Here is a 22214-nt window from a genome sequence, read left to right on the forward strand (position 1 = left end):
GAAAGGAGTGCTACTGCTGGAGTAAAGGAAAAACATTTCTGAAAGGGTGAAGTGATTGAAGAAACGATTGAATTGGATTTTAGTACTTCCATTGAGTTTTTTGCTTTTATTCAGTACATTACCAGGAACCATACTTGCTAGCGACTGGGATACGGATTATTCAAATTATCGTCAAGTAGCCACTGGACTTGATGGGATGGTAACAACAGCACATCCATTAGCATCAAAAGTCGGTGCTGACGTATTGGCGAATGGCGGGAATGCGATTGATGCAGCGGTAGCTATTCAATTTGCACTAAATGTTACAGAGCCCATGATGTCTGGCATTGGCGGCGGAGGATTCCTCATGTATTATGATGCCAATACTGACAAAACACAGATCATTAACAGTCGTGAACGTGCACCAGCAGGAGCTACTCCCGATATGTTTTTGGATGAAAAAGGTGAACCTCTCCCCTTCTCGAAGCGAGTAGAAGGTGGGAATTCAGTGGGTGTACCGGGAACGTTAAAAGGATTAGAGGAAGCCCTTTCACGCTTTGGGACGCTGCCAATGTCCGAATTAATTGAACCGGCAATTGACTTAGCACGAAACGGTTTTCCAATTGATTCCGTGCTTGCGGAAGCCATTGAAGAGAATAAGCTGAAACTCGCTTTTAAAGAGTCAGGAAAGATTTTTGTACCTGATGGCAAGCCTATGCGTGAAGGCGATATATTAATACAGCAAGATCTAGCGAAGACGTTTGAATTAATTAAAAACGAAGGAACGGACGTATTCTATGAAGGAGAAATCGCACAAGCTATCGCAGGCGCAGTACAACAATATGGCGGCACTATGACATCTGAAGATTTACGTACATACGCAATTACGATGGATGATCCAATTTGGGGCGATTACAAAGGCTATCAGATTGCTAGTATGCCACCTCCTAGCTCCGGTGGTGTATTCCTTCTTCAAATGCTTGGTATTCTTGATCACTACAATCTATCTCAATACAACGTAAAGTCTTGGCAGAAATATCACTTGCTTGCGGAAACGATGCACCTCGCATACGCTGACCGTGCTATGTACGCTGGAGATCCTGACTTTGTGGACGTTCCGCTAAAAGGACTTTTGAACCCACAGTATATCCAAGAACGGACGAACTTGATCAGTTTGGAACGCATGAACAAAAATCCGAAAGCCGGAGATCCTTGGAAGTACGAAAATAAACCGAATGCAACTGTAGCTACTGTTCAACCTGAACCCGATAAACTCGGCGAGACGACGCACTATTCCGTAACCGATCAATGGGGCAATGTCGTGTCGAACACGACGACAATTGAACAACTATTCGGTAGCGGAATCATGGTACCTGGTTACGGAATTGTCTTGAATAATGAACTAACAGACTTCGACGCAGTACCAGGCGGAGCGAATCAAGTGGAACCAAATAAACGTCCTCTCAGTAGCATGACGCCAACTATCGTATTTGAAGATGGCCAGCCTGTTCTATCCGTTGGGTCACCTGGTGGACCGACCATCATCACATCCGTCCTGCAAACGATTATTCACTCCATTGATTATGGCATGGAATTAAAAGCCGCTGTAGAAGAACCAAGAATCTATACGAACAGCACATCATCCTACCGTTATGAAAGCGATATTCCACTAGAATCAATGAATTACTTGCGTGTACTCGGTCATCAATTTGGCGACAAGCCGACAACGATCGGGAACGTACAAAGTATTCTTATCGATCAAAAGGAAGGCGTATATAAAGGTGTTGCTGATTCCAGCCGTAATGGCGCCGCAATTGGTGTGAGTCAATGAATTACCCACTATTATAGAAAAAGCATCTTATCCCCTGCTAAATCAGCTAGGGATAAGGTGCTTTTTTTAATGGAACATCCGTCATGTGAAAAAAACTCTGCAGTTCTGTACTATTTTTTGGTTTTCAAACAATCACAAAAGAAATCAGTTGAATTCCGGTGTTATGGGCATAATAGCTAATAAAAGTGTTATTGGAAAAGAGGTAAGATGGTGAAAACAAGTTGGAATATATTTAAATTGGATTTGAAGCATATTAGTAAAAACTGGGTAGTTGCCCTATTGATTGGCGGTCTGACCTTTTTACCCTCTTTGTATGCATGGCTGAATATTTACGCGACATGGGATCCTTATGCCCATACCGACCAATTACCCGTTGCGATTGTCAATGAAGATGAAGGTGCGATGGTACGTGACAAACAGATTGATGTTGGGAAAGAACTAATAAAAACGTTACAAGATAATAAAGAGATGGATTGGACTTTTACCACAAGCCAGGAAGCGATGGATGGAGTAGAATATGGTGATTATTTTGCAGCAATTTTTATTCCAAAAGATTTCTCCAGCAAACTTGCAACGGTCACTTCAGGAGAACCTGAAAAAGCAGAAATCAATTATTTCGTCAATGAAAAGCTGAATTCAATTGCACCAAAAATCACGGAAAAAGGTGCTTCTGTCATTGTCGATAAAGTAAGCAATCGTTTTATTTCTACTGTCAATGGCGTAGTACTCGATATGTTTAATGAACTTGGAATAGAAATTGAGAATGACTTGCCTGATATTAAGAAATTCGAACAATATATATTCGACGTTCAGAAGCAATTACCGACGATTCAGCGGACTTTGGAAGGAATCGTAACCGATGCGAACTCCGCCAAACAGATTATCAACAAAGCGCAACAGCTATTGCCTGAAGCGAAACGGACTACTAACGCAGGCTTACAAACAATCAATGATACGATTGATCAGCTAACAACTGCGCAAAATCGATTAGAAGCCGCTGCACCACGTATAAAAGCGGATTTGGAAAAAATAGCGGCTATTACGAATGAAACGAATGAGTTCCTTAAAAAGATTCAGCAAATATCACCTGACTTCACTGAATGGGATCGTGTAAAACAAGAGGTTGACGACCGAGTAACCAGCAGTATGGAAAAACTGGGCGGACTTGAGCAAGACCTTCTGAATATTAAAAAGATAACCGAGGGGTTGAACGGTGAACAAACAGATGCCACTCTGTCCCAGCCGATCGATGCCGCGTTAATAAAAGTCACCAATCTTCACCAACTACTGTCTGAAATTCAACAAAATGCTCATACGATGAACGCACTTGTGCAAGGTGAAGAAGAACGATTGCACAATAGTATTAATGATTTGCAAAAGATTGCTGAGAACACTTCTATCCAAGCCAATTCATTCTTAAAAGAATATACAGACACGATAGAACCTTTTGTCCGCAAAGAAATAACGCAAGCATTGAAGACTCTTAGTAGTGCCAAAGCGTTGTTAATAGAAGTACAACATACTTTCCCTGAAGTGCAACAAACATTACTTAGTGCAGACAAACACTTATCACAAGGTAAACAGCAAGTCGAGAACGCTTTAAACCAATACCCATACGTTTACGATAAAGTGAACCAGCTGGCGAATCGTATCAAGGATATTCAAGGCTCAACAGATATTAATGAAATCATTGATTTGCTACAAAATAACCCGCAAGCAGAGCGCAGCTTCTTTGAGGAACCGATACTATTGAATGAAACGAAGCTTTTCCCGATCAAAAACTATGGTACCGGGATGACCCCTTTTTATACCGTACTTTCGATTTGGGTCGGTTGTTTATTACTCATTTCCTTACTAGCGACAGACATTAGCCGAGAAGGTGTATTCACATCTAGACAAATTTATGTAGGTCGGCTATTTACATTCGGTTTGATTGGATGTATTCAAACGCTGATCGTGACGACCGGCGATATCGTGCTGCTTGGTGTCACTGTCAAAGAGCCGATAGCATTTTTCTTATTTGGGATATTGATCAGCGTAGTGTTCATGTCGATTGTCTATACGCTTGTTTCAGTGTTCGGCGACGTTGGTAAAGCGATGGCTATTGTCTTACTTGTGCTGCAAATTGCAGGATCCGGTGGTACGTATCCGATCATGTTACTACCTTCATTTTTCCAGTGGATCAATCCTTTCTTACCTTTCACGTATGCAATTGACTTGATGAGAGAGGCAGTAGGCGGAATTGTCTGGGCGCGAGCCATTAAGGGTGTGCTGTTTTTAGCAATCGTTGGAATAGTCTTCATTACTTTCGGTTTCGTATTCAAGGAAAGAATGAATAAAGCAACTAATCATCTTTTAGCGAAATCACGTGAGACCGATCTATTTCATTAAACTGTTGTATAGAATTTGTATGCTGAATGTAAAGCGTTTCTTTTATCCGATATTGACTTCAATCATAAAACTCATTATAATATCAGTATATTCGGAATACTTCGGAGGTGAAGGAAATCAAAGTTACTAGACTTGGTCATGCGATGTACTTACTATCCAGCCGGATGAATAAGAACTATCTGATTGATCCTTTCTTTGATTTAAATCCTGGTTGCCCAAAAGAATTCATTACCGAAGAGTTTTTTCACACTATTGATGCGGTTTTCTTAACTCACGGACATTTTGATCATACAAGTGGACTTCAGAAAATGATGGATGTAAATCCACAACTTTTAGTCGTTGCTCCCTATGAATTGGCAATGATTCTGTTGCAAAAAGGATTTCAAAATATTTTCCCGCTTAATTTAGGTGGCTCAATTCCACTAGAAGATGTGAATGTCACGATGGTACCCGCAAAACATAGTTCTTCATTCGGCGAAACCGAAGGCGCTCCTATTTATGCAGGCGAAGCTTCCGGTTATGTATTTGAGTTCACAGATGGACCCACACTGTATCATTCAGGAGACACCGCACTAAGCTACGATTTGAAACTAATTGATGAGCTATACAAGCCCCACGTCGCTATACTATCCTCTTCCGGTCAATTTACAATGGGACCAAGAGAAGCAGCTTATGCGATTCGTAATTTTCTAAATGTAGATGTGGTCATTCCAAGTCATACCTTCCCTACTGCGGATACTGCGGTATCAAAAGAGAGTTACGAACAATTACTACAAGCTTTCCCCGTGGTCCAAAATATGGTAGATAGAGATCAAGAATTCGAAAAATTACTAAGAGATTATGACCGCACTGAAGTAGTCGTATTAGGTTATGGTGAAAAATATGATTTTCAACTGAAATAACATGCAACACCACAAAACCTCCCTACTTTGGTAAGGAGGTTTTAGTCGTTTTACTCATATGAAAATAGGCACTTCAGCGCGTCTGTAGTATTCTACGAAGAAAAAAAGTATTTTGTTGAACATTTTGGATTTCAAAATAAAATGCTCCATTATGATACTCTGCGCTAAGCTTGGAACCTGTTAAATCCCCCACTTTCACAGCATTCTTTCCGTCTTTATCCATTCGATAAAAATACTGTTTATAAGTTCCAGTATTATCTACAAAATAGATATATTTTGTGCCAATAAATACTGCAGTTGAATCGACATTGGAGATGCGTTTTAACCCATTACCACTATAATCCGTGCGATACAAATACCTAGCATTCATAGTAGATTGTGGATCGATAACTGAATAAATATAGCCGTCTCTTACAATAATTGAATCAATCGAATTCACTTTACTAATGATCGGCACGACTTGTTGTGGATTGGATAGTTTGAATCGTGCAAAACTCATTGAATAGTCATATGGAGGAGGAACAGCGGGTATTAAGTATGCGTAATAGAGCCAGCCATTGTGAACGGTGAACTCTTGAATCGTGCCTTCTGACGTATATAGGTACTTATTTCCTTGTCCATTAATATTGATTTCATATACGTTTTTACCCGTGTGATAATACATTCTATCCCGATCAATCAAGAAATTACTGCTGGTCACTTGCGGATACTCCCTGATGAGTGTGCCATCAAACGAAAACCGTTGTAGTGTATTTAGATCATCATTGAATACGACGATCGTATCTTTATATAGTTGAATATTTGTGTAGTTCCCTTGCTTGATCAATCGGAACTTTTTCATATCATTACTTACCTTATATATCCCAACCGCTAATTCCTCGAGATGTCCTCTGTTTACATAGTAATTACTTCCGTCTTTAGCAGCAAAACTATTTACAAAATGGTGATCGCCTTTAACATCATCTAGCGCACTTGCTTTTGATACTAGTACATTGGGGAATAGCAGACCAATAAACAGGACAACGACAACAAATCGTATCCAGTGTTTCATTTGTACATCCCTCCAATTGTTTTATATTTAGTATACCATTTACTGAATAATTAATCTACTTTGATAATACTTTTCATTATTATTTTTATTCAACTGTATATAGTTTCACCTATGTAAATGTTCGCAGACTAAGATACTTCATCACTATTCAATAGATGAATGCTCTTCTTTTACAGTTAAAGCTTTTCATTTTCTAGCTTGAACATCCGAGCAATAAAGTATTTCCTAAATGCAGTAGACAGGCTCTTCAATTGAGTTTTAGCAATCTATACTTCGATGTAAATCTACATGATCTAAAACAAGCTTAATTTTATTTATCAAAGTACTTCTTTCAATACAAAAAGACGACAATCATTCACATTCGAATGAATTGTCGTCTTTTCTTTTTTGAGAAATCAAAGCGTATAGTGACATTGATTTTTCACATGCTAATCTGGATGGATAGAACCGATTACTTCGTATAACCGTTCATTTGTGATTGAGCCTGACGCACTAATCGCTTTGTAATTTCTCCGCCGACGGATCCGTTGGCACGCGATGTGGAGTCTGGTCCAAGGTTTACACCGAATTCGTTCGCGATCTCTTCCTTCATCTGGTTGATCGCCTGTTGTACACCTGGAACTAAAAGCTGGTTTGAATTGCTGTTGTTATTGCTGTTTGGCATGTTGTCCACCTCCTTCTGACAATAGAATGAGCAGTTTTCGAAATATCATACATCGAGAGTCAAAAAAAATTAATGAGTTTTTCATGTGATTATTGCGTGTAATTACCTCATTAAGGGTATGTACAACATAACGGCAAAATAATGAGTGAGGTGAGTTAATTGGAAAATTTCAATGAAGACTCCATAAAACGGCAAGCAGAGTTACATCCGGAAGAATTAAAAAAAGCGGTGGACTACTCCAGGTTTTCATTCGAATCAACAGAACAAGTAGCCAAGCTTACAAATATTGTGGGACAACAACGTGCACGGTCCGTGATGAACTTCGGCCTACATGTGGATAAACCCGGATACAATCTATACGTCGCTGGAATAGAAGGCGTCGGTAAAACTTCTTTTGTCACGACCGTCGTTAATGACTTTTCGGAAAAAGAAGCTACCCTGTTTGACTGGTGTTATGTAAATAACTTTGAAGATGAGTACAAACCTAAAGTGCTAAAACTTCCAGTTGGATTGGGTAAGCAACTTCAAAAGTCGATGGAAGACCTGTTGCAAGATTTAAAAGCAGATATCCCTACTGCCTTTAATGAAGAAAACCGGCTAAAGAACCGTTCCTCGATCATTCGAAAATATAAAGACCAAGTGGACGAAGTGTATAAACGGACCAATGAAATAGCTACCGAAAACGGCTTTGTACTTAAGCAGTCCGATTCTACGATTGCTACCATTCCTATTGGTGAAGATGGGAATCCTTTAAGTGAAGAAGCTTATCATGTATTGAACGAAGAACAACGAGCGGCTATCGAAAGTAACTCTGCCAAATTACAAGAAATTATATTGGAAGCGACGAAAACCATACTCCGTTTCGAACAGGACTTGAAGAAATCATTGGCCGGCTTTGACCATCAAACAGCCATTACGACAATTGATTTTCATATTGAGGAATTAAGAAAGAACTACAAAGACTGTCCTGAAGTAATGCACTATATTAAAACGGTGCGAAAAGATCTCGTGAATAATTTTCAGGCATTTTTATCCACTGCTTCTAAAAAGGACGAAAAGCAGCTTGGTAGTCTGTTCAAAGACGAAAATCAAGCACTAAAAAAATATACGATAAATGTGCTAGTTGATAATAGCGAAACGAAAGGCATGCCCGTCATATCTGCAGATAATCCTACTTTTTATAACTTGATGGGCAAAGTAGAATACGAAAATCGAATGGGCGTCATGAGTACTGATTTCACGAAAATAAAACCTGGCTACCTACATGATGCAAACGGCGGGTATCTTCTCATTCAAGCAAAAGATATTTTTTCGAAAAGCCAAGCATGGGAAGGGTTAAAAAGAGCCTTATTAATCCATAAATTACAAATTGAGAATATAGGCGAACATGCCAGTATTATCGCTACCGCATCAGTCAATCCAGATCCGATTCATCTCAATGTAAAAGTGATAATTATTGGGAATATGGACATATATCAAGCCCTCTATCACCATGATGAAGATTTTCGTAAATTATTCAAAATTCGCGTAGACTTTGATGTAGAAATGAAATACAACCAAGATAATATTGCAGGGTTAGTTAGTTTCATTCATACACATTGCAAAAAACATGGGCTTCGGCATTTTGATCCGACAGCTGTTGCCAAAGTCATTGAATACAGCTCACGTATCGCCGGTGATCAAAATAAATTATCCACTCGTTTTAATTTACAAGTAGAATTACTATACGAAGCGGATGCATGGGCAAGTATTATGGGAGACGACCTCGTTTCAGCGAAGCATATCGAAAAAGCTATTCAGGAAAAGAAATATCGCTCAAATTTATATGAAGAAAAAATCCAAGCGAGTATTGAAGAAGGAAGTATTCTGATTGATACAACAGGAGAGAAAATTGGACAAGTAAATGGCTTGGCGGTCTATGATTTAGGTCAATATCATTTCGGCAAACCATCCCGCATTACCGCTACAACGTTTATGGGGAAGAAAGGTTTTGTCAATATTGAAAGAGAAAGTCAAATGAGCGGGAACACGCATAATAAAGGTGTGTATATATTAGGAGGATATTTAGGGCAAAAGTTCGCGCAGAAGTATCCAATGGTACTGACCGCACATATCGCTTTTGAACAATCCTATGGCGGTGTTGACGGTGATAGCGCTTCAAGCACAGAATTGTATGCCATTCTTTCTAGCCTGTCAGAAATTCCTATCAATCAAGGATTAGCCGTCACTGGCTCTGTCAATCAAAACGGAGAAATTCAGCCGATTGGCGGCGTGAATGAGAAAATTGAAGGGTTTTATAATGTATGTAAAAGTAGAGGATTAACAGGAAAACAAGGTGTACTCATCCCCCATCAAAATGTGAAAAACTTGATGCTAAATGATGAAGTCATTGAATCTGTTCGCAATGGACAGTTCCATATTTATAAAGTGCGAACGATTGAAGAAGGAATAGAAATTTTAACTGGTACACCAGCAGGACATCCCGATGATCAAGGAAATTATGACAAAGAAACCGTCTACGGAAAAGCAGCAACGAAATTACGGATGTTTATGGAGTTTGCTAGAGAACAAGAGAATTGAAAAAGAACCTGCGTTTGAAATGCTTGCGAGGATACATTTCACGTAGTTTCTAGCGCAGGTATTTTCTTTAATCGCATGTCTATATTTCCATATTTTCAATTATCTATACGAAATTATTATACTATTTCAATGTATTTCCAATTAGCTTACATTCTCAAGTCAATTTTGTTACATTCGCTTCAAAGTTGTCGAAAAACTGTACAATGGATATACGTTGGTTTTCTTGAGGAGCTTGATTATGAATAAGAAACGTTTATCTTGGGTAGATGTCACCAAAGGTTTTTTAATGATTCTTGTGGTCATTGGACATTATCCTGGGCAGTTGGATTTTCCACTTGTTAAGTATATCTACTGGTTTCATATGCCGGCCTTCTTCATTTTAAGCGGATTATTTTTTAAGCCCGTAGTGGAAAAAGGCTTACTAAAACTATCGATTCAAAAACGATTTATGCAGTTGATTGTCCCCTATTTGTTTTTCTTAGTAAGCATTACACTGATTCGTTATGGGATAGAGATTGGTTCGGGGAATTCCGACTTATCATGGTATTTACATGATATGTGGACACTTGTTGTCGGCGGACGTTTTGCACGTGGGGCTTATGGTGTATTTTGGTTTGTTACTACTCTATTCTTTACTTATTTGTTTTTCTTATGGTTGACTAAAAACTTTACTCGTACGAAACAACTGATTATTTTAGCTATTTTTTATAGTATCGCCCACTTTGAAAGCCTGTTCGCGATGCGTGTCATTGGCGGTGCTCCATCTTCTGCGGCGCAAACGATCCCGATGATTTGGAACATCGATGTCGCACTTATGGCAGTCGTCTATTTCTCAATCGGATATTATTTGAAGAGTTTTTGGATGAACATTCCGAAAAAATGGTTACTCGCAGGATTGCTCGTTAGTATAACGGCTATAACTCTTGATCATTATCATGTCATTGACTATCACTTGAGTATGAAATTTTTACGCTATGACCATTTCTTCTTAGACTTGATCATCCCACTTTCTTTCACATTGGTGTTAGTTGGTGTGTTCCAACTCATAGCAGCTAAATTATCGTTGAATTGGCTACAAAAAATCGAAAAGCATTCCTTAACCATTATGTATTTACATATCTTCACGGATATTTTATTAAATGATTACTTTACGTATGGTATTGTGGGGTTCACCGCATTCGGTATATTCATTCCCATCTTCATTTCGATCATCATACACAAATTTCTGCCGCACGGAAAGCTATTCCTTGGTGGATTTTCACAGAAAAAGACCACGCAAATCGCGCAATAAAAAAGTACCTGTACACGAAACTTTCATGAATCGTTTCACATTCATGTCGGTTTTGTAGTACAGGTATTTTTTTGCATTCCACTTCAAGTTATTCCGACTTTTGTATTTTCAAACCTTCAATGTTATGCATGATTTTTTTGTAGAGGTCGGAACGGATTGAAAAACTGCTAAATTCTTCATGTGTCGTGCAGGAAAACCAAGCAAAGTTATTCTTCATAAAGGTTAGATCTTCAGGTAAATCAGGTGCCACCCAGTCGTACAACGTATGCGCGTGGTATTTTAATAACTTGCATGTTTTGTCGTTTGATTCTACAACAAAAACAGTTGCAGCTGGACCTTTTGTTATGGTATTGGCCCACTCTTTTGTTTTATAAGTTTCCAACGTGTACGGTTTGAATTGCTCCAATATATCCTGATTATAGGTCAGTTCTTTCCGTGTGATGAAATAAAATGTATCCGAATGATCGCAGAGCGCGTTGATCAGTTTTCTATAGATTTCTTCTGAAGGGTTTTCCGTTATATCCCAGTACTCCATCTCCCTACCTCTTTTCCTGTAGAATACTCCATACGTCTATTACCTTAATAAGATGTTCATGTTTATGAACTTACTTTACATACGAATGAATGTTTTAAAGGTTTCATACCATCACTTACTAGTTCGATTGGTGATTTTTTGTGTTGAGATAAAAGTTCAATTATTATCCTAGCTCTAAATAGTAAGTACATCTATATCAATCACGCAGTATCTTCCTTAACTCAATCGAAAAAGCACCTGTATAAGAATGTTCATGAATGACTAAGCAAACATGACCCTTTCTCAAACAGGTACTCATTATTCATCACTTTATAAAGCTGCTTTTTTCAGTGCTTCTAAATGTGCAGTATCAAAGTGATAGGTTTCATTGCAAAAGTGGCAATTCGCTTCGGCGTGTCCGTCGGTTTGAATCATGTCTTGAATTTCTTCACTACCTAAGCTGATAATCGCATTGGAGATCCGGTCCATAGAGCATTGACACTGAAATTGAACGGGCATACTTTCTAAAACTGTGACATGATCCGAACCTAATATGTGCTCAAGTATTTGTTCTGGAGTAGTTCCTTTCGCGATCATCGAAGAAAGTGGTGCAATTACTTTCACTCGTTCTTCAATGATCTTCATCACGTCTTCATCTGCGCCCGGCATAAGTTGAATATTAAAACCACCCGCAGCTTTTACGGTATAATCAGAATTTACTAATACGCCTACTCTGACAGCAGATGCCGTTTGTTCAGATTTAGATAGATACGATGTATAGTCTTCTCCAATTTCCCCGGAAATGAGAGGGATTTGTCCTACGAACGGATGCATCAGCCCGACGTCTTTTGAGACGGTTAGCAACCCATTCGTTCCGACTGCTTTTCCCACTTCGTTCATTTCAAAGTCGGTTTGAGGATTCGAGACATAGCCGCGCACTTCACCTTTCGCATTGGAATCCACGATAATGGTACCGAGTGGGCCGCCACCATTGATTTTAACCGATAATTTCTCCTCGCCTTTTAACATAGCGCCAAGAATTACACCAGCCGTTATGGAACGTCCGAGGGCATCTGCAGCTGTTGGTAAAGCCGCATGTCGTCGCTGTGCTTCCGCTACTGTTGCGGTTGAATTCACGGCGTAGGCACGTACTTGATTTTGATAAGCTACTGCTTTTACTAAATAATCATTCACTCTATACACCCTCCCTATAGCCCCAAACGTTTAGTTTAGCTTTGTTTCTCGTAATTTTTCGGGTGTTACATCATTGCCAAGCGGATCGATGACTGTTAAACCTGAAAATGTACCGATGACTTGTCCGCGGATTTCGCGTAAGTAATCTTGACGCAATACAGTCTGCTCAACTACTTCCGCGTTTGTTAAGCCTTCCTCACGCTGTTTTTTTGCTAATTCATTAATACGACCTAGTTGATTAATCATTTGATTACCTCATTTCCATTTTTTATACGCATAAATGTGTAGTATGTGCCTTAAAGTGCGGAATGACAAACTCTTGCAACTCCTGTATCACGTCTGTTATTGGACGATCTTCATTTCGAATCGCCAGAACGACATGGTTTACTCCGATATTTTGCAATGCATACAAATAATCGATTAAAAACTGATGACCGGATGTAAAACCAACTTTTATTGGAATGGGTCTAGGCGACGCATTCGGTTTCTCCGATATATTAATCGTTAATGGCTGTATGAATGGTTTAAATTCGGTTGTTGCTTGACGCCAACGCTTGATCAGTTCTTGCTGACGATTTGCTTCTTGGGCGTAAAATATCCAACCGTCTGTATTCTCAGCCAACCACTCTAGCGATTGTCCAGAATATCCTGTACCTAAAATGGGGATGTTCGACAATATTGGTTTCGGAATCACATCGCCTGCTTCTAATCCTACACGTTCAGACTGAATCGTAGGGAATGATTCTTTCCAAACGGTTTTCATTACATTTATAGATTCTCTAAACAATTCATCACGTCGATCTCGATTCACTTTAAACGCAGGGAATTCGATCGGGCGATCACCCGTTGCAACGCCTAGTAAAAAGCGTTGGTTGGATAGATCATCTAATGAAGCGGCTGACTTAGCCAAGTGAAGCGGATGCCGCAACGTTGTGACAACACTTGCGGTTCCTAGTGCTATTTTACTTGTATGCGCACTTACGTATGCGAGAAGTTGAAAAGGATCATGCTTCACGCCAGTATCCCCGAAGTCTGGATCGTAAAGCGGTGAATCTCTCACGTATAATGCCGCAAATCCTGCTTCTTCTGCTTGTTTGGCGAGTTTTATCTGCTCAACTATATCCATCGGCATCCGATAATCGGTTGCTCGATCCATAGGAAATGTAAGGCCTAGTGTGAGCTTATTTTCCGAAAATGTTCGAGCGAACCCTTGATGCGTTTGAAATGTATTCATCGTAACTCCACCTATCTCGCAATCCTACTAACTTGTCACACCATTTTTTCTTTTAGCCATTCTTGCAGTGCTTGTACTTTCGGATTGTATTCTGTATTTATTTTTTCATAAAGTGACGCCACCGTTTCGCGTTTTAAAATCGATTTCCATGAATTTTCAGCCTCTGCCATCAAAGCCGTTAATGCGCAGTCACGATCTTCTTCTAAATCCAGCAAGTCATGAAAAACACCAGTTGAAGAATAGAGTGATTGTTTCCCTTCAATCGCTAGATATATATCATAGACACGAATATCTTCAGGCTTTCTTCTTAACTTAAATCCACCTTTCACTCCAGGAACAGAAGTAATCAAGTCCGCGCTGACTAATTTCCGTAAGATCTTTTGGGTATATGTCGGCGATGCGTTAAGCTGTTGACTAATGGCTTCTCCTGGTAATACGGCTCTTTGCGGCAACATGTTCAAGATAAGAATGGCATACAAAGATTGTTCCACTCCGGTTTTCATATGCATGATATCATCACCTTTTTTTACTGTTTTTATTCGAAACATCTATTCTTTGATATCGCGGATAAACATTGTCCTCGTTATAATAACATGTCATTTTAAAATAGTATAGTTTTCTACTCCGACCACTACAATGAGTGCTCACTTATATATCAAATGAAAAAGCTAGCCTGAAGATGGTAAAGTTCCGTCTTCAGGCTAGCTATATACTTGGACTTTTCTACGACCGGAGCCGTTTAACTTGCGATATCGTCAATCCATCACCGATTGGCAACAATACTGACGTCAAACGAGGATGCCGTGCTGTGTATTCATTGAACTCCCGCATATTGTCCGTAAAGTGTTTACCTTGTATGGACGCGTCGGCTACTGTACCACCCGCCAACACGTTATCGGCTACGATCACCGCATTCGGTTCAGCAAGCTCTAAACAGCGATCTAAATAGTTTCGATAATTTTCTTTGTCCGCATCAATGAAAAAGAAATCAAACGTTTTTCCTTCTGCTTTCAACGCTTCTAAGCTGTCTAAAGCAGGTCCGGTTTTATACGTTACTTGTTCGCCAAAGCCTGCCTTCGTTAAATTAGAGTTGGCTAACTTTGCGAATGATTCCTCTAGTTCCATTGAAGTCAAATGCCCTTCCTTCGTCAATCCTCTCGCAAGACATATACCGCTATATCCGCCAAGCGCACCAATTTCAAGAACATTTTTTGCGTCAGTCAACGAAACGAGCATCGTCAGCGCTTTGCCCGAAGCTGGAGAAACCGAGATCGGGCGCATACCATTTTCTTGGATAGATAACAGCACATCCTCGAGAACTTGATCAGTTGATACGAACGTTTGGTTAATATATTGGTTAATCATTTCCATTATGTAAATCCTCCTCCACATAGTAAGTTGAATGCCATATTATTCATTTACCACACTTTCCGCCAACACTTTGACTTTCACTACATCAACGGTATGCTTATCAAGCATTCCGTATGCCATTTATTATGAGCGGAAACGTGAGAAACTGTCAATAGATAACAAATACAGTACATCCGTGTAGTACTCTACTCTCTCATTCGATTCCCTAATACAGAGGCGAATAGTTGCCTCGCATAGCAATGAGAAAAGTAAAATACTCCATCTGTTTTCGCACTCTCATCCACCACTCGTCCATCCTTCATCACATATATTCGATCACATGCATACATGACAGCCTGCAGATCATGCGCAATGAATAAAATCGACATATCCATTTCTCGGTTGAGTTCTAGAAGCAGGTCAATGATTTCCCTTTGAGTCAATCGATCCAAATTGGATACGATTTCATCGCAAATGAGCAAATCGGGTTCGACTAACAATGAACGAAGCAAGTTGACACGCTGCTGCTCACCGCCACTCAATTGTGAAGGATATCTATGTAAATGCGTTTCCGATAATTTGACTCTTCCAAGCATTCGTCGAATATATGCTTCACGATCTCCTTTCATCAGGCGAAGAGGCTCTAGCAATATTTCGCGCACAGTCCAGGAAGGATTCAGCGCTGCCGATGCATTTTGAAAAATTAATTGGCTTGCTTGATAAAATGATTTCCGGCTTTTCCGTGTAACCAATTTACCATTGAATGCAATGGAACCACTGTCGGCTAATTCAAGTTGCATCACGACACGCGCGAGCGTACTCTTTCCACAACCGCTCTCTCCTACTAAACCTACAACTTCCCCTTTACTCACAGTTAAATCTATTCCATTCAACGCTTTTTTCGTCTGGCGTCCATTGTAGTAACTCTTAGAAACATTCGATACTTCTAACATCTGGCGTCCACTCCTAAAATCTACTCTCCAACAACCGCTTTGTATAGGCATGACGGGGATTCGAGAAAACGGTTTCCACCTTCCCCGTTTCCACAATGTTTCCTTGCTGCATAACGGCCATTTCATGAGCGGCTTCAGCGACGATATCTAGGTCATGGGTAATGAGAAGAATCGTCGTACCCCGTTCTTCATTGAGACGAATGAGCCATTCAATGAATTCTTTTTGCAACACCATATCCAGTGCAGATGTGGGCTCGTCTGCGATGAGTAAAGCAGGTTCCACGTAAAATGCGCACGCAATCATACATCTTTGCAACATTCCGCCTGATAATTGAAAAGGATAGCGCTCGACAACTTCCCAGGATAAGCCCAACTTGTCTAAAATTGAAAGCATTTTTTCATCAAATACTTGTAACGTATCGCCAACACGTTTCCCCGAGAATGCATACAGTTGATGCCTCATTTTCACGGACGGATTAAAACTGTTCGATGCGTCTTGGAATATCGTGAAAATATCTTGCTTCTTCACGCTTTCCATCTCCTGATCAGATATATCCAATAGGTTTCGACCTTCGTACATGATGGCTCCGCTTACTTTGGCATCTGTTGGTAGCATACCAAGCACAGCCGATACCGTCATACTCTTTCCGCTACCACTTTCTCCAATCAGCGACGTGATTTTTCCACGCGCTATAGTGAACTCAACGTGATGCGTAATGTGCTTACCTTTCATTGTAATAGAGAGGTCTCTTACTTCAATCATGAACACGCCTCCGCTCCGGATTTTTCCACGCCTCTCCGATAAAATTAATCGCGAGAATAGTCAAGAAAATCATAATGCCTGGAAATAATGCAATCCACCAAGCGCCAATTAAAATATCGTTTTGCGCGTAGTACAACATATTCCCCCATGATGGAATCGATTGCGGTATACCGATGCCGAGAAAACTAAGTGATACTTCCATAAAAATCGCACTCGCAAAATTAAATAACGTCAAAACAAAAATGGCAGGTAGGCTGTTGCGTAGCAAATGACCCCATAGAATTTTCCAAACAGGTGTCCCTAGCATGCTAGCCATTTTAACAAACTCTTCTTCTTTGAGCCGAATGAATTCCGAACGGACTATTCTTGCGGTAACAAGCCATCCTGTCAACCCAATGAGAAGCGCCATGCCCCACATACCGCCTTGCAAAAATGCTTGAAATGCCAAAATGATAATTAGAGCCGGAATGGTAATCAAAGCTTCCAATAATCGCATCATAACGGTATCGATCACACCGCCAAAATATCCACTAATACCGCCATACACAATTCCAATCACTAGCGACAAAATAACCGAACCACTTGCGACAGCTAACGTTACTTTCCCACCTTCTAATAAACGCGAAAAAACGTCTCGACCTAAATGATCTGTTCCTAACCAATGATCACTACTCGGGGCACTATATATTTCATCCATGTTCATGTCATTCGGACTGTATGGGGCCAGTATAGTTGAAAATACCGTCAATAAGATAATCAATCCAAGAAGGCTGCACCAAAATAAAAGTGCTTTCCGTGACTTCATTTACCGGATACCTCCTTTACGCAACTTCGGATCCATAGCGTACATAATGAGATCGACAATAAATAATGTCATCACGACTAGGATGCCCGTCACCATAATGCTGCCCATTAATAATGGGTAATCCTTCGTTGCGACTGCTTTGACCGTCAATTGCCCTAATCCAGGCCAAGCAAACAATGATTCCACAATAATAGAACCACCAAAGAACGACGGAATGGTCATAGCGATGTAATTCAAATAAGGAACGGAGGCGTTACGCACGATTCCTTTTCGAATGAACCTTTCCATTACACCATTTGCGCGTGCCACCTTCACATAGTATTGACCGTTTTCTATCTTGATACTTTCCTGTAGAAAACGTGCATAAATCCCTACATGCGTTACAATCAGCACACCCGCAGGCATGATGAGATGACGGATTTTATCGATCACACCGCCAGTACCCTCTACATCACCCGACCCAGAAGAAGGAAGAATTCCAAGATTCACAGCAAAGAAGTAGATGAACAGAATACCAAGCCAAAAGGCAGGTATGGAAGACGTTGCGATACTAAATGTGGAAAGACCTTTATCCCACATCGAACCTGCCTTCATACCCGCCACTGTGCCAAGCCAAAGGGAACCCATGACAATAAAAAACATCGTTACGCTAAATAATAGTAGCGTATTCGGTAGCCGTTCCACGATGATGTCGGAAACGGGTCTACCTTCTTTGGAAGAAATCCCTAAATTTCCTTTAACTGTTTCACCTAGCCAAGCAACGTACTGCTCAGCTACCGGACGGTCTAATGCATACGCACGGGTAATGCGTTCTTTTTCAGCTGCGGTTAACGTCTGCGCATTGCCTCCATAAAAAGCCGCAGCAGGATCTCCAGGCGCTGCTTGCATAATGAAAAAAGAGAGGAAGCTAACGATGAAGAGGACTACAATCCCCATCACCATTCGCTTCCCTACCCATTTACTGATCATTCCACTTCCACTCCTCGACGTTCCAGAGGAAACCAGATCCATGATGACCTAGCGTTCGTTCTTTCACACCACTTACATTTTTGTTTATACCATACACTGCATTTTCGTAGGCTATGAAGTCAAATGCCGGATCTTTCGCTAATTCTTCTTGGAACTGCATATAAATTGCTTTCCGTTCATCCGGATCCGTCGTGGTACGTCCTTTTTCAAGTAGTTCGTCCACTTTTTCATTCGAATAATTACCATAGTTATAACCGGTGCTATTTATACTCGATTCATTCGTATGGAACAATATATGCGTATGATGATCCGCGTCATAGGGACTGCCCCAACCCACCATGAACGCATCTGCGTCTTCAATCGTAATCGCGCTCCAGTCAAGTGCAGCTACTTTTACATCCGCACCGATGTCCTTAAACCCTTCGGCAACGTAATTTGCCATGTTCGTACGAACAGTATCGCTTGCCGGTGTAGTAATCGTAAAGGATAGTTTTTCTCCGTCTTTGTAACGCATACCGTCCTCTTTTTCTATCCAACCTGCTTCATCTAATAGCGCATTCGCTTTTTCCACGTCATATGTGTACTTTTCTATTTGATCATTATGGAATTCATGGTTTTGCAATGGTGAATAAGCAACAGAACCATGTCCTTTTAAAATACCTTTTACGATTTGTTCTCGATCGGTTGCATAACTAAACGCACGACGCACATTAACATCTTTCCAAAAGTCCAAATTCATATTGAACAAAATGCCACGGTAATCGGACGATTCCATATCGTAAATAGTCAAGTTCTCTTCTTTTTGCAAGTTTTCAACTTGTACAGGATCCAAAAGTGCAACATCCACTTCACCCGACTTCAACTGAAGTGCACGGACATTACTATCCGGAATAAACTTGAATATCACTTTTTCAATCGAAGGCTTCGTTCCAAAAAAGTCGCTATAGGCCTGTAGTGTCAACGCATTGCCACGGTCCCAATTATCAAACTTATATGGTCCCGCACCAATCGGATGGCTGTTAAAGTCCGCCGTTCTCATATCGACTCCTTCAAAAGCATGTTTCGGAAGGATGGGTACAGTTAACTTGTCCAGTAAAGGGGTAAATGGCTGTTTTAATGTAACTTCTACAGTATATTTATCCAGCGTTTTGGTAGATTTCACTTCTTCAAAATCAGATTTCAAAAATGAAGCGTTTTGATCATCCATAATACTTTCTATCGTGAACACTACATCTTCTGATGTAAGTTCTTTCCCATCATGGAATGTAATACCTTCTTTTAACGTAAACGTATACGTAAGTTTATCCTCTGATACATCGAACGTGTCTGCGATGTCCGTACCTACTTTATTATTTTCATCAAATCGCATGACTCCACGAAACAATAATGCATCTAAGTTCGTTTCTTCGAGGATCGGGTTTAGCCCTTCGAACTCTTCTTCAGAAGCATAAATGAGGCGATTCTCTTTAGTTGGAGTTGCTTCTTTAACATCCTCTTTTTTACTACAACCTGCCACAATCAACACAAGTACCATAAAAAGTACAAGCATTTTCTTATTTAATGTAAACATTAGTCTCTCCTTTTTTCTCACTAGATTTACCACATTTTATCATTATTTCATGTTCGTATGCATTTGTCCTGTCTAACGGTTTATATTTTTCACTACGGAGCCATTATAAATTCGGTAGAACTTTTCTAGCTCCTAGTATTAACCAAGTGCTCAGTACAAACGGCATCGTCAATGCGGGAAGTCCAAACGGTAATAACCAAATGCTGACACTAGCCATGAGAGGAACTGTAATACATGCCGCTAGCACACCTGTAATCGGTGCATAGCGATTTTCCTTCGCGTTGTATACGACCGATACGGCTAGAATGGTCAAAATAGCGTTGTAGCCATATAACCCTAGCATGATCAACGTATGTTCTCCGACTAAAGCAAGAGCTGTTGCGCAAGCGACCACGTTTCCGATGACCGCGTATATGCCCATTTTCCTGCTAGCCCAAAAAACCGCTATGAATAATAAAAGACCGGGTATGGTTTCAGTAAGAAAAAAGATTTGACCGATTCCATTGAAAATTGCTTGGAACAGATCAATTTCGCCTTCTACATGCAGTTCCCAATTCGCTACACTTTGAGGAACCAGTGACTCATTTAACTTGATACTATCGAGTTTATAAGATGAAAGCAGTATAAACCATGTGGATAAGATAAATGGTAACGTCAGGATCGGGATGCCGAAGTTGCCTAAGAAATACATTAACGTCGCTGTGAATATTGCAGTGATTGCCGCTCCTACCAATGCCACAACCCAAGCGTTCGGTCCGGTTAAAAATGTTTGTAGTACTAATCCGGAAAGCACAGAATTATAGCTCATCAAACCTTTACTGATCCATGTTTGATCTGCACCGCCTACTTTCGCAACCAATGTGCCAATCATGGCGGATAAGCCTGCAATAACCCCTAATGAAAACGAAGATACCGTAATAGCTAATAAAATCAGAAGACCCGTTACCGTGTTTTCAATATAAATGATTTGGGATATCCCTTTAAGAGATTCTTTAAGAAAAGCAGTTACACTTCCTTTTTTCATCACTTGCATCGTTTGATTTTCTCTATTTTCGTCTCCCAAATTGGCTCACCTATTTCATTTACTTTAGTGACATACTTATTCAGACGATCTGGCATTGTTCTGAAATGTGTTAGTTGTCCTATTATCAAATTTTCTGCTAATACACTAGTTCTTATACATAAAATGTACATAGTGCTACAGTTGCACCCTTTAACGAGACAGTGGTTGAAAGCCGTTGATCTGCGCTGCAGCCGGACGCGTTTGGAGGGTGTGCGGTGAACCTTCAAGATCGGAAAAAGTTTATTACCTAACAAACCGCCGATTAAGGCTGATAATCCAGCGATTACAACAAATTCAATACTGCTTCTTTCAGGAATTAAATATTCTACTAACGAAAGCACGATTACAACCATAACCACTATAAGTAGGCTTACTTTTCTTTCATAGAATTCGCCCTAATTTCTCCCAATCAAGTAAATTACACTCCATCGTTCTCCACGTTAAACGCGCCTATTACTGAATGGGTTGTAGATTGCATCCGATAACAGTAAAACAATCGTACTCATCTATTTACTGTATAATGTAATTCAACAAATTGATTGAAAGTTTTAGTACCTCTTAGGGAAAGATCGAGTTCATAATCGTCTGGTTTAAATAAAGGAATTCCCTCTCCGATAATTGTGGGTGCAACGGTTACGATCAGTTCATCGACTAACTTCTCTTTTAAAAATGTATGTAGGATATCTCCACCACCAACTATCCAGATATCTTTACCTTCTTCTTTTTTCAAATTATTAGTAAAGCTAACAATATCCCCATTTATAAATGTAACATCTTTTGTATCCGTTACAGATGACCTGGAAAAAACGTAACTATTTTTATTTGAATATGGGAATTGTCCTTTTTCTTGTTCCATAATCCAATCATATGTCCTTTTACCCATTAAAACTGTATCTATCTTTTCGAAAAACTCCGAATAGCCATTGTCTCCTTCCCCCTCAACATTAAATAACCAATCAAGTGAGTCATCTTTTGTTGCGATATAACCATCTAAACTTTGAGCAATAAATAATACTAACTTCCTTTGTTTTTTCATCATAATCCTCCTATTCACTTTCAAAATAAGAATGTACGTTCTTGCGAATATTAGCAGATTTACGTCACTAATTC

The 22214-nt window shown here is 40.0% G+C and carries 20 protein-coding genes; 5 read left to right on the top strand and 15 right to left on the bottom strand.

Features of this window, described 5'->3' with window-relative positions; genetic code table 11:
* Positions 1-55: 55 nt before the first annotated feature.
* The 3 genes from ggt (at position 56) to CSV70_RS09835 (ending at position 5103) form a co-directional block, all read left to right on the top strand.
* A complete protein-coding gene (ggt, locus tag CSV70_RS09825; RefSeq protein ID WP_199171611.1) occupies positions 56-1810 on the top strand; it encodes a gamma-glutamyltransferase in 1755 nt (584 codons plus the stop codon).
* A gap of 207 nt (positions 1811-2017) precedes the next feature.
* A complete protein-coding gene (locus CSV70_RS09830) occupies positions 2018-4201 on the top strand; it encodes a YhgE/Pip domain-containing protein (protein WP_099628867.1) in 2184 nt (727 codons plus the stop codon).
* Positions 4202-4308: 107 nt separating this feature from the next.
* Positions 4309-5103 carry a metal-dependent hydrolase gene (locus tag CSV70_RS09835; RefSeq protein WP_099628866.1) on the top strand — a complete coding sequence of 265 codons (795 nt, stop codon included), beginning with the start codon at positions 4309-4311 and terminating at the stop codon, positions 5101-5103.
* A gap of 73 nt (positions 5104-5176) precedes the next feature.
* Here CSV70_RS09835 and CSV70_RS09840 read toward each other — a convergent pair whose 3' ends face one another.
* Both CSV70_RS09840 and CSV70_RS09845 read right to left on the bottom strand, forming a co-directional pair.
* Positions 5177-6154, bottom strand: a complete 978-nt coding sequence (locus CSV70_RS09840; protein ID WP_099628865.1) for a DUF5050 domain-containing protein — start codon at positions 6152-6154, stop codon at positions 5177-5179.
* Positions 6155-6605: 451 nt separating this feature from the next.
* On the bottom strand, positions 6606-6818 hold the full coding sequence (locus CSV70_RS09845) for an alpha/beta-type small acid-soluble spore protein (protein ID WP_085130804.1): 213 nt from the start codon (positions 6816-6818) through the stop codon (positions 6606-6608).
* Positions 6819-6977: 159 nt separating this feature from the next.
* Between CSV70_RS09845 and CSV70_RS09850 the strand changes: the two genes are divergently transcribed.
* Both CSV70_RS09850 and CSV70_RS09855 read left to right on the top strand, forming a co-directional pair.
* Positions 6978-9398 carry a Lon protease family protein gene (locus tag CSV70_RS09850; RefSeq protein WP_085130806.1) on the top strand — a complete coding sequence of 807 codons (2421 nt, stop codon included), beginning with the start codon at positions 6978-6980 and terminating at the stop codon, positions 9396-9398.
* A 238-nt stretch (positions 9399-9636) separates the two neighbouring features.
* Complete coding sequence (locus CSV70_RS09855; protein ID WP_099661015.1) at positions 9637-10689, top strand: acyltransferase family protein; 1053 nt, start codon at positions 9637-9639, stop codon at positions 10687-10689.
* An 88-nt stretch (positions 10690-10777) separates the two neighbouring features.
* Here the strand turns inward: CSV70_RS09855 and CSV70_RS09860 are convergent, their stop codons facing one another.
* The 13 genes from CSV70_RS09860 to CSV70_RS09925 all read right to left on the bottom strand — a co-directional run bounded on the left by CSV70_RS09860 (position 10778) and on the right by CSV70_RS09925 (position 22140).
* The gene (locus CSV70_RS09860) at positions 10778-11224 is read right to left on the bottom strand and encodes a hypothetical protein (RefSeq protein WP_099628863.1); all 447 of its coding nucleotides are present in this window, start codon (positions 11222-11224) and stop codon (positions 10778-10780) included.
* A 309-nt stretch (positions 11225-11533) separates the two neighbouring features.
* Positions 11534-12397: an Hsp33 family molecular chaperone HslO gene (gene hslO, locus CSV70_RS09865; protein WP_099628862.1), complete on the bottom strand. Its 864-nt coding sequence runs from the start codon at positions 12395-12397 to the stop codon at positions 11534-11536.
* 30 nt (positions 12398-12427) lie between these two features.
* Positions 12428-12643, bottom strand: coding sequence for a DUF896 domain-containing protein (locus tag CSV70_RS09870; protein WP_085130816.1), 216 nt, complete (start codon positions 12641-12643; stop codon positions 12428-12430).
* 22 nt (positions 12644-12665) lie between these two features.
* Positions 12666-13631: an LLM class oxidoreductase gene (locus tag CSV70_RS09875; RefSeq protein WP_099628861.1), complete on the bottom strand. Its 966-nt coding sequence runs from the start codon at positions 13629-13631 to the stop codon at positions 12666-12668.
* Between the two features lie 35 nt (positions 13632-13666).
* A complete protein-coding gene (locus CSV70_RS09880) occupies positions 13667-14140 on the bottom strand; it encodes an RrF2 family transcriptional regulator (protein ID WP_085130818.1) in 474 nt (157 codons plus the stop codon).
* Positions 14141-14354: 214 nt separating this feature from the next.
* Positions 14355-15002: an O-methyltransferase gene (locus CSV70_RS09885; RefSeq protein WP_099627562.1), complete on the bottom strand. Its 648-nt coding sequence runs from the start codon at positions 15000-15002 to the stop codon at positions 14355-14357.
* Positions 15003-15187: 185 nt separating this feature from the next.
* On the bottom strand, positions 15188-15934 hold the full coding sequence (locus CSV70_RS09890; protein WP_085130822.1) for an ABC transporter ATP-binding protein: 747 nt from the start codon (positions 15932-15934) through the stop codon (positions 15188-15190).
* A 13-nt stretch (positions 15935-15947) separates the two neighbouring features.
* Positions 15948-16697 (bottom strand): ATP-binding cassette domain-containing protein, encoded by a 750-nt coding sequence (locus CSV70_RS09895; RefSeq protein WP_099628859.1) that lies wholly within the window; start codon positions 16695-16697, stop codon positions 15948-15950.
* Positions 16690-17502 carry an ABC transporter permease gene (locus CSV70_RS09900; RefSeq protein ID WP_099628858.1) on the bottom strand — a complete coding sequence of 271 codons (813 nt, stop codon included), beginning with the start codon at positions 17500-17502 and terminating at the stop codon, positions 16690-16692. The genes CSV70_RS09895 and CSV70_RS09900 overlap by 8 nt, the downstream gene beginning before the upstream one ends.
* Positions 17503-18471, bottom strand: a complete 969-nt coding sequence (locus CSV70_RS09905; protein ID WP_099628857.1) for an ABC transporter permease — start codon at positions 18469-18471, stop codon at positions 17503-17505.
* On the bottom strand, positions 18461-20041 hold the full coding sequence (locus CSV70_RS09910; protein ID WP_233191798.1) for an ABC transporter substrate-binding protein: 1581 nt from the start codon (positions 20039-20041) through the stop codon (positions 18461-18463). Before CSV70_RS09910 ends, CSV70_RS09905 begins: the two co-directional genes overlap by 11 nt.
* A 103-nt stretch (positions 20042-20144) precedes the next feature.
* Positions 20145-21104, bottom strand: a complete 960-nt coding sequence (locus CSV70_RS09915; RefSeq protein WP_233191799.1) for an urea transporter — start codon at positions 21102-21104, stop codon at positions 20145-20147.
* Positions 21105-21606: 502 nt separating this feature from the next.
* Positions 21607-22140 carry a dihydrofolate reductase family protein gene (locus CSV70_RS09925; RefSeq protein WP_099628855.1) on the bottom strand — a complete coding sequence of 178 codons (534 nt, stop codon included), beginning with the start codon at positions 22138-22140 and terminating at the stop codon, positions 21607-21609.
* Between the last annotated feature and the right edge of the window lie 74 nt (positions 22141-22214).

Source organism: Sporosarcina sp. P25 (assembly GCF_002743235.1).
Taxonomy (GTDB): domain Bacteria; phylum Bacillota; class Bacilli; order Bacillales_A; family Planococcaceae; genus Sporosarcina; species Sporosarcina ureae_B.

Excerpts from the sequence above, each read along its gene's own strand:
- CSV70_RS09830 (WP_099628867.1), top strand. The coding sequence starts at position 2,018 with ATGGTGAAAACAAGTTGGAATATATTTAAATTGGATTTGAAGCATATT.
- CSV70_RS09840 (WP_099628865.1), bottom strand. The coding sequence starts at position 6,154 with ATGAAACACTGGATACGATTTGTTGTCGTTGTCCTGTTTATTGGTCTG.
- CSV70_RS09845 (WP_085130804.1), bottom strand. The coding sequence starts at position 6,818 with ATGCCAAACAGCAATAACAACAGCAATTCAAACCAGCTTTTAGTTCCA.
- CSV70_RS09855 (WP_099661015.1), top strand. The coding sequence starts at position 9,637 with ATGAATAAGAAACGTTTATCTTGGGTAGATGTCACCAAAGGTTTTTTA.
- CSV70_RS09860 (WP_099628863.1), bottom strand. The coding sequence starts at position 11,224 with ATGGAGTACTGGGATATAACGGAAAACCCTTCAGAAGAAATCTATAGA.
- CSV70_RS09870 (WP_085130816.1), bottom strand. The coding sequence starts at position 12,643 with ATGATTAATCAACTAGGTCGTATTAATGAATTAGCAAAAAAACAGCGT.
- CSV70_RS09875 (WP_099628861.1), bottom strand. The coding sequence starts at position 13,631 with ATGAATACATTTCAAACGCATCAAGGGTTCGCTCGAACATTTTCGGAA.
- CSV70_RS09880 (WP_085130818.1), bottom strand. The coding sequence starts at position 14,140 with ATGCATATGAAAACCGGAGTGGAACAATCTTTGTATGCCATTCTTATC.
- CSV70_RS09885 (WP_099627562.1), bottom strand. The coding sequence starts at position 15,002 with ATGGAAATGATTAACCAATATATTAACCAAACGTTCGTATCAACTGAT.
- CSV70_RS09890 (WP_085130822.1), bottom strand. The coding sequence starts at position 15,934 with ATGTTAGAAGTATCGAATGTTTCTAAGAGTTACTACAATGGACGCCAG.
- CSV70_RS09895 (WP_099628859.1), bottom strand. The coding sequence starts at position 16,697 with ATGATTGAAGTAAGAGACCTCTCTATTACAATGAAAGGTAAGCACATT.
- CSV70_RS09900 (WP_099628858.1), bottom strand. The coding sequence starts at position 17,502 with ATGAAGTCACGGAAAGCACTTTTATTTTGGTGCAGCCTTCTTGGATTG.
- CSV70_RS09905 (WP_099628857.1), bottom strand. The coding sequence starts at position 18,471 with ATGATCAGTAAATGGGTAGGGAAGCGAATGGTGATGGGGATTGTAGTC.
- CSV70_RS09910 (WP_233191798.1), bottom strand. The coding sequence starts at position 20,041 with ATGTTTACATTAAATAAGAAAATGCTTGTACTTTTTATGGTACTTGTG.
- CSV70_RS09925 (WP_099628855.1), bottom strand. The coding sequence starts at position 22,140 with ATGAAAAAACAAAGGAAGTTAGTATTATTTATTGCTCAAAGTTTAGAT.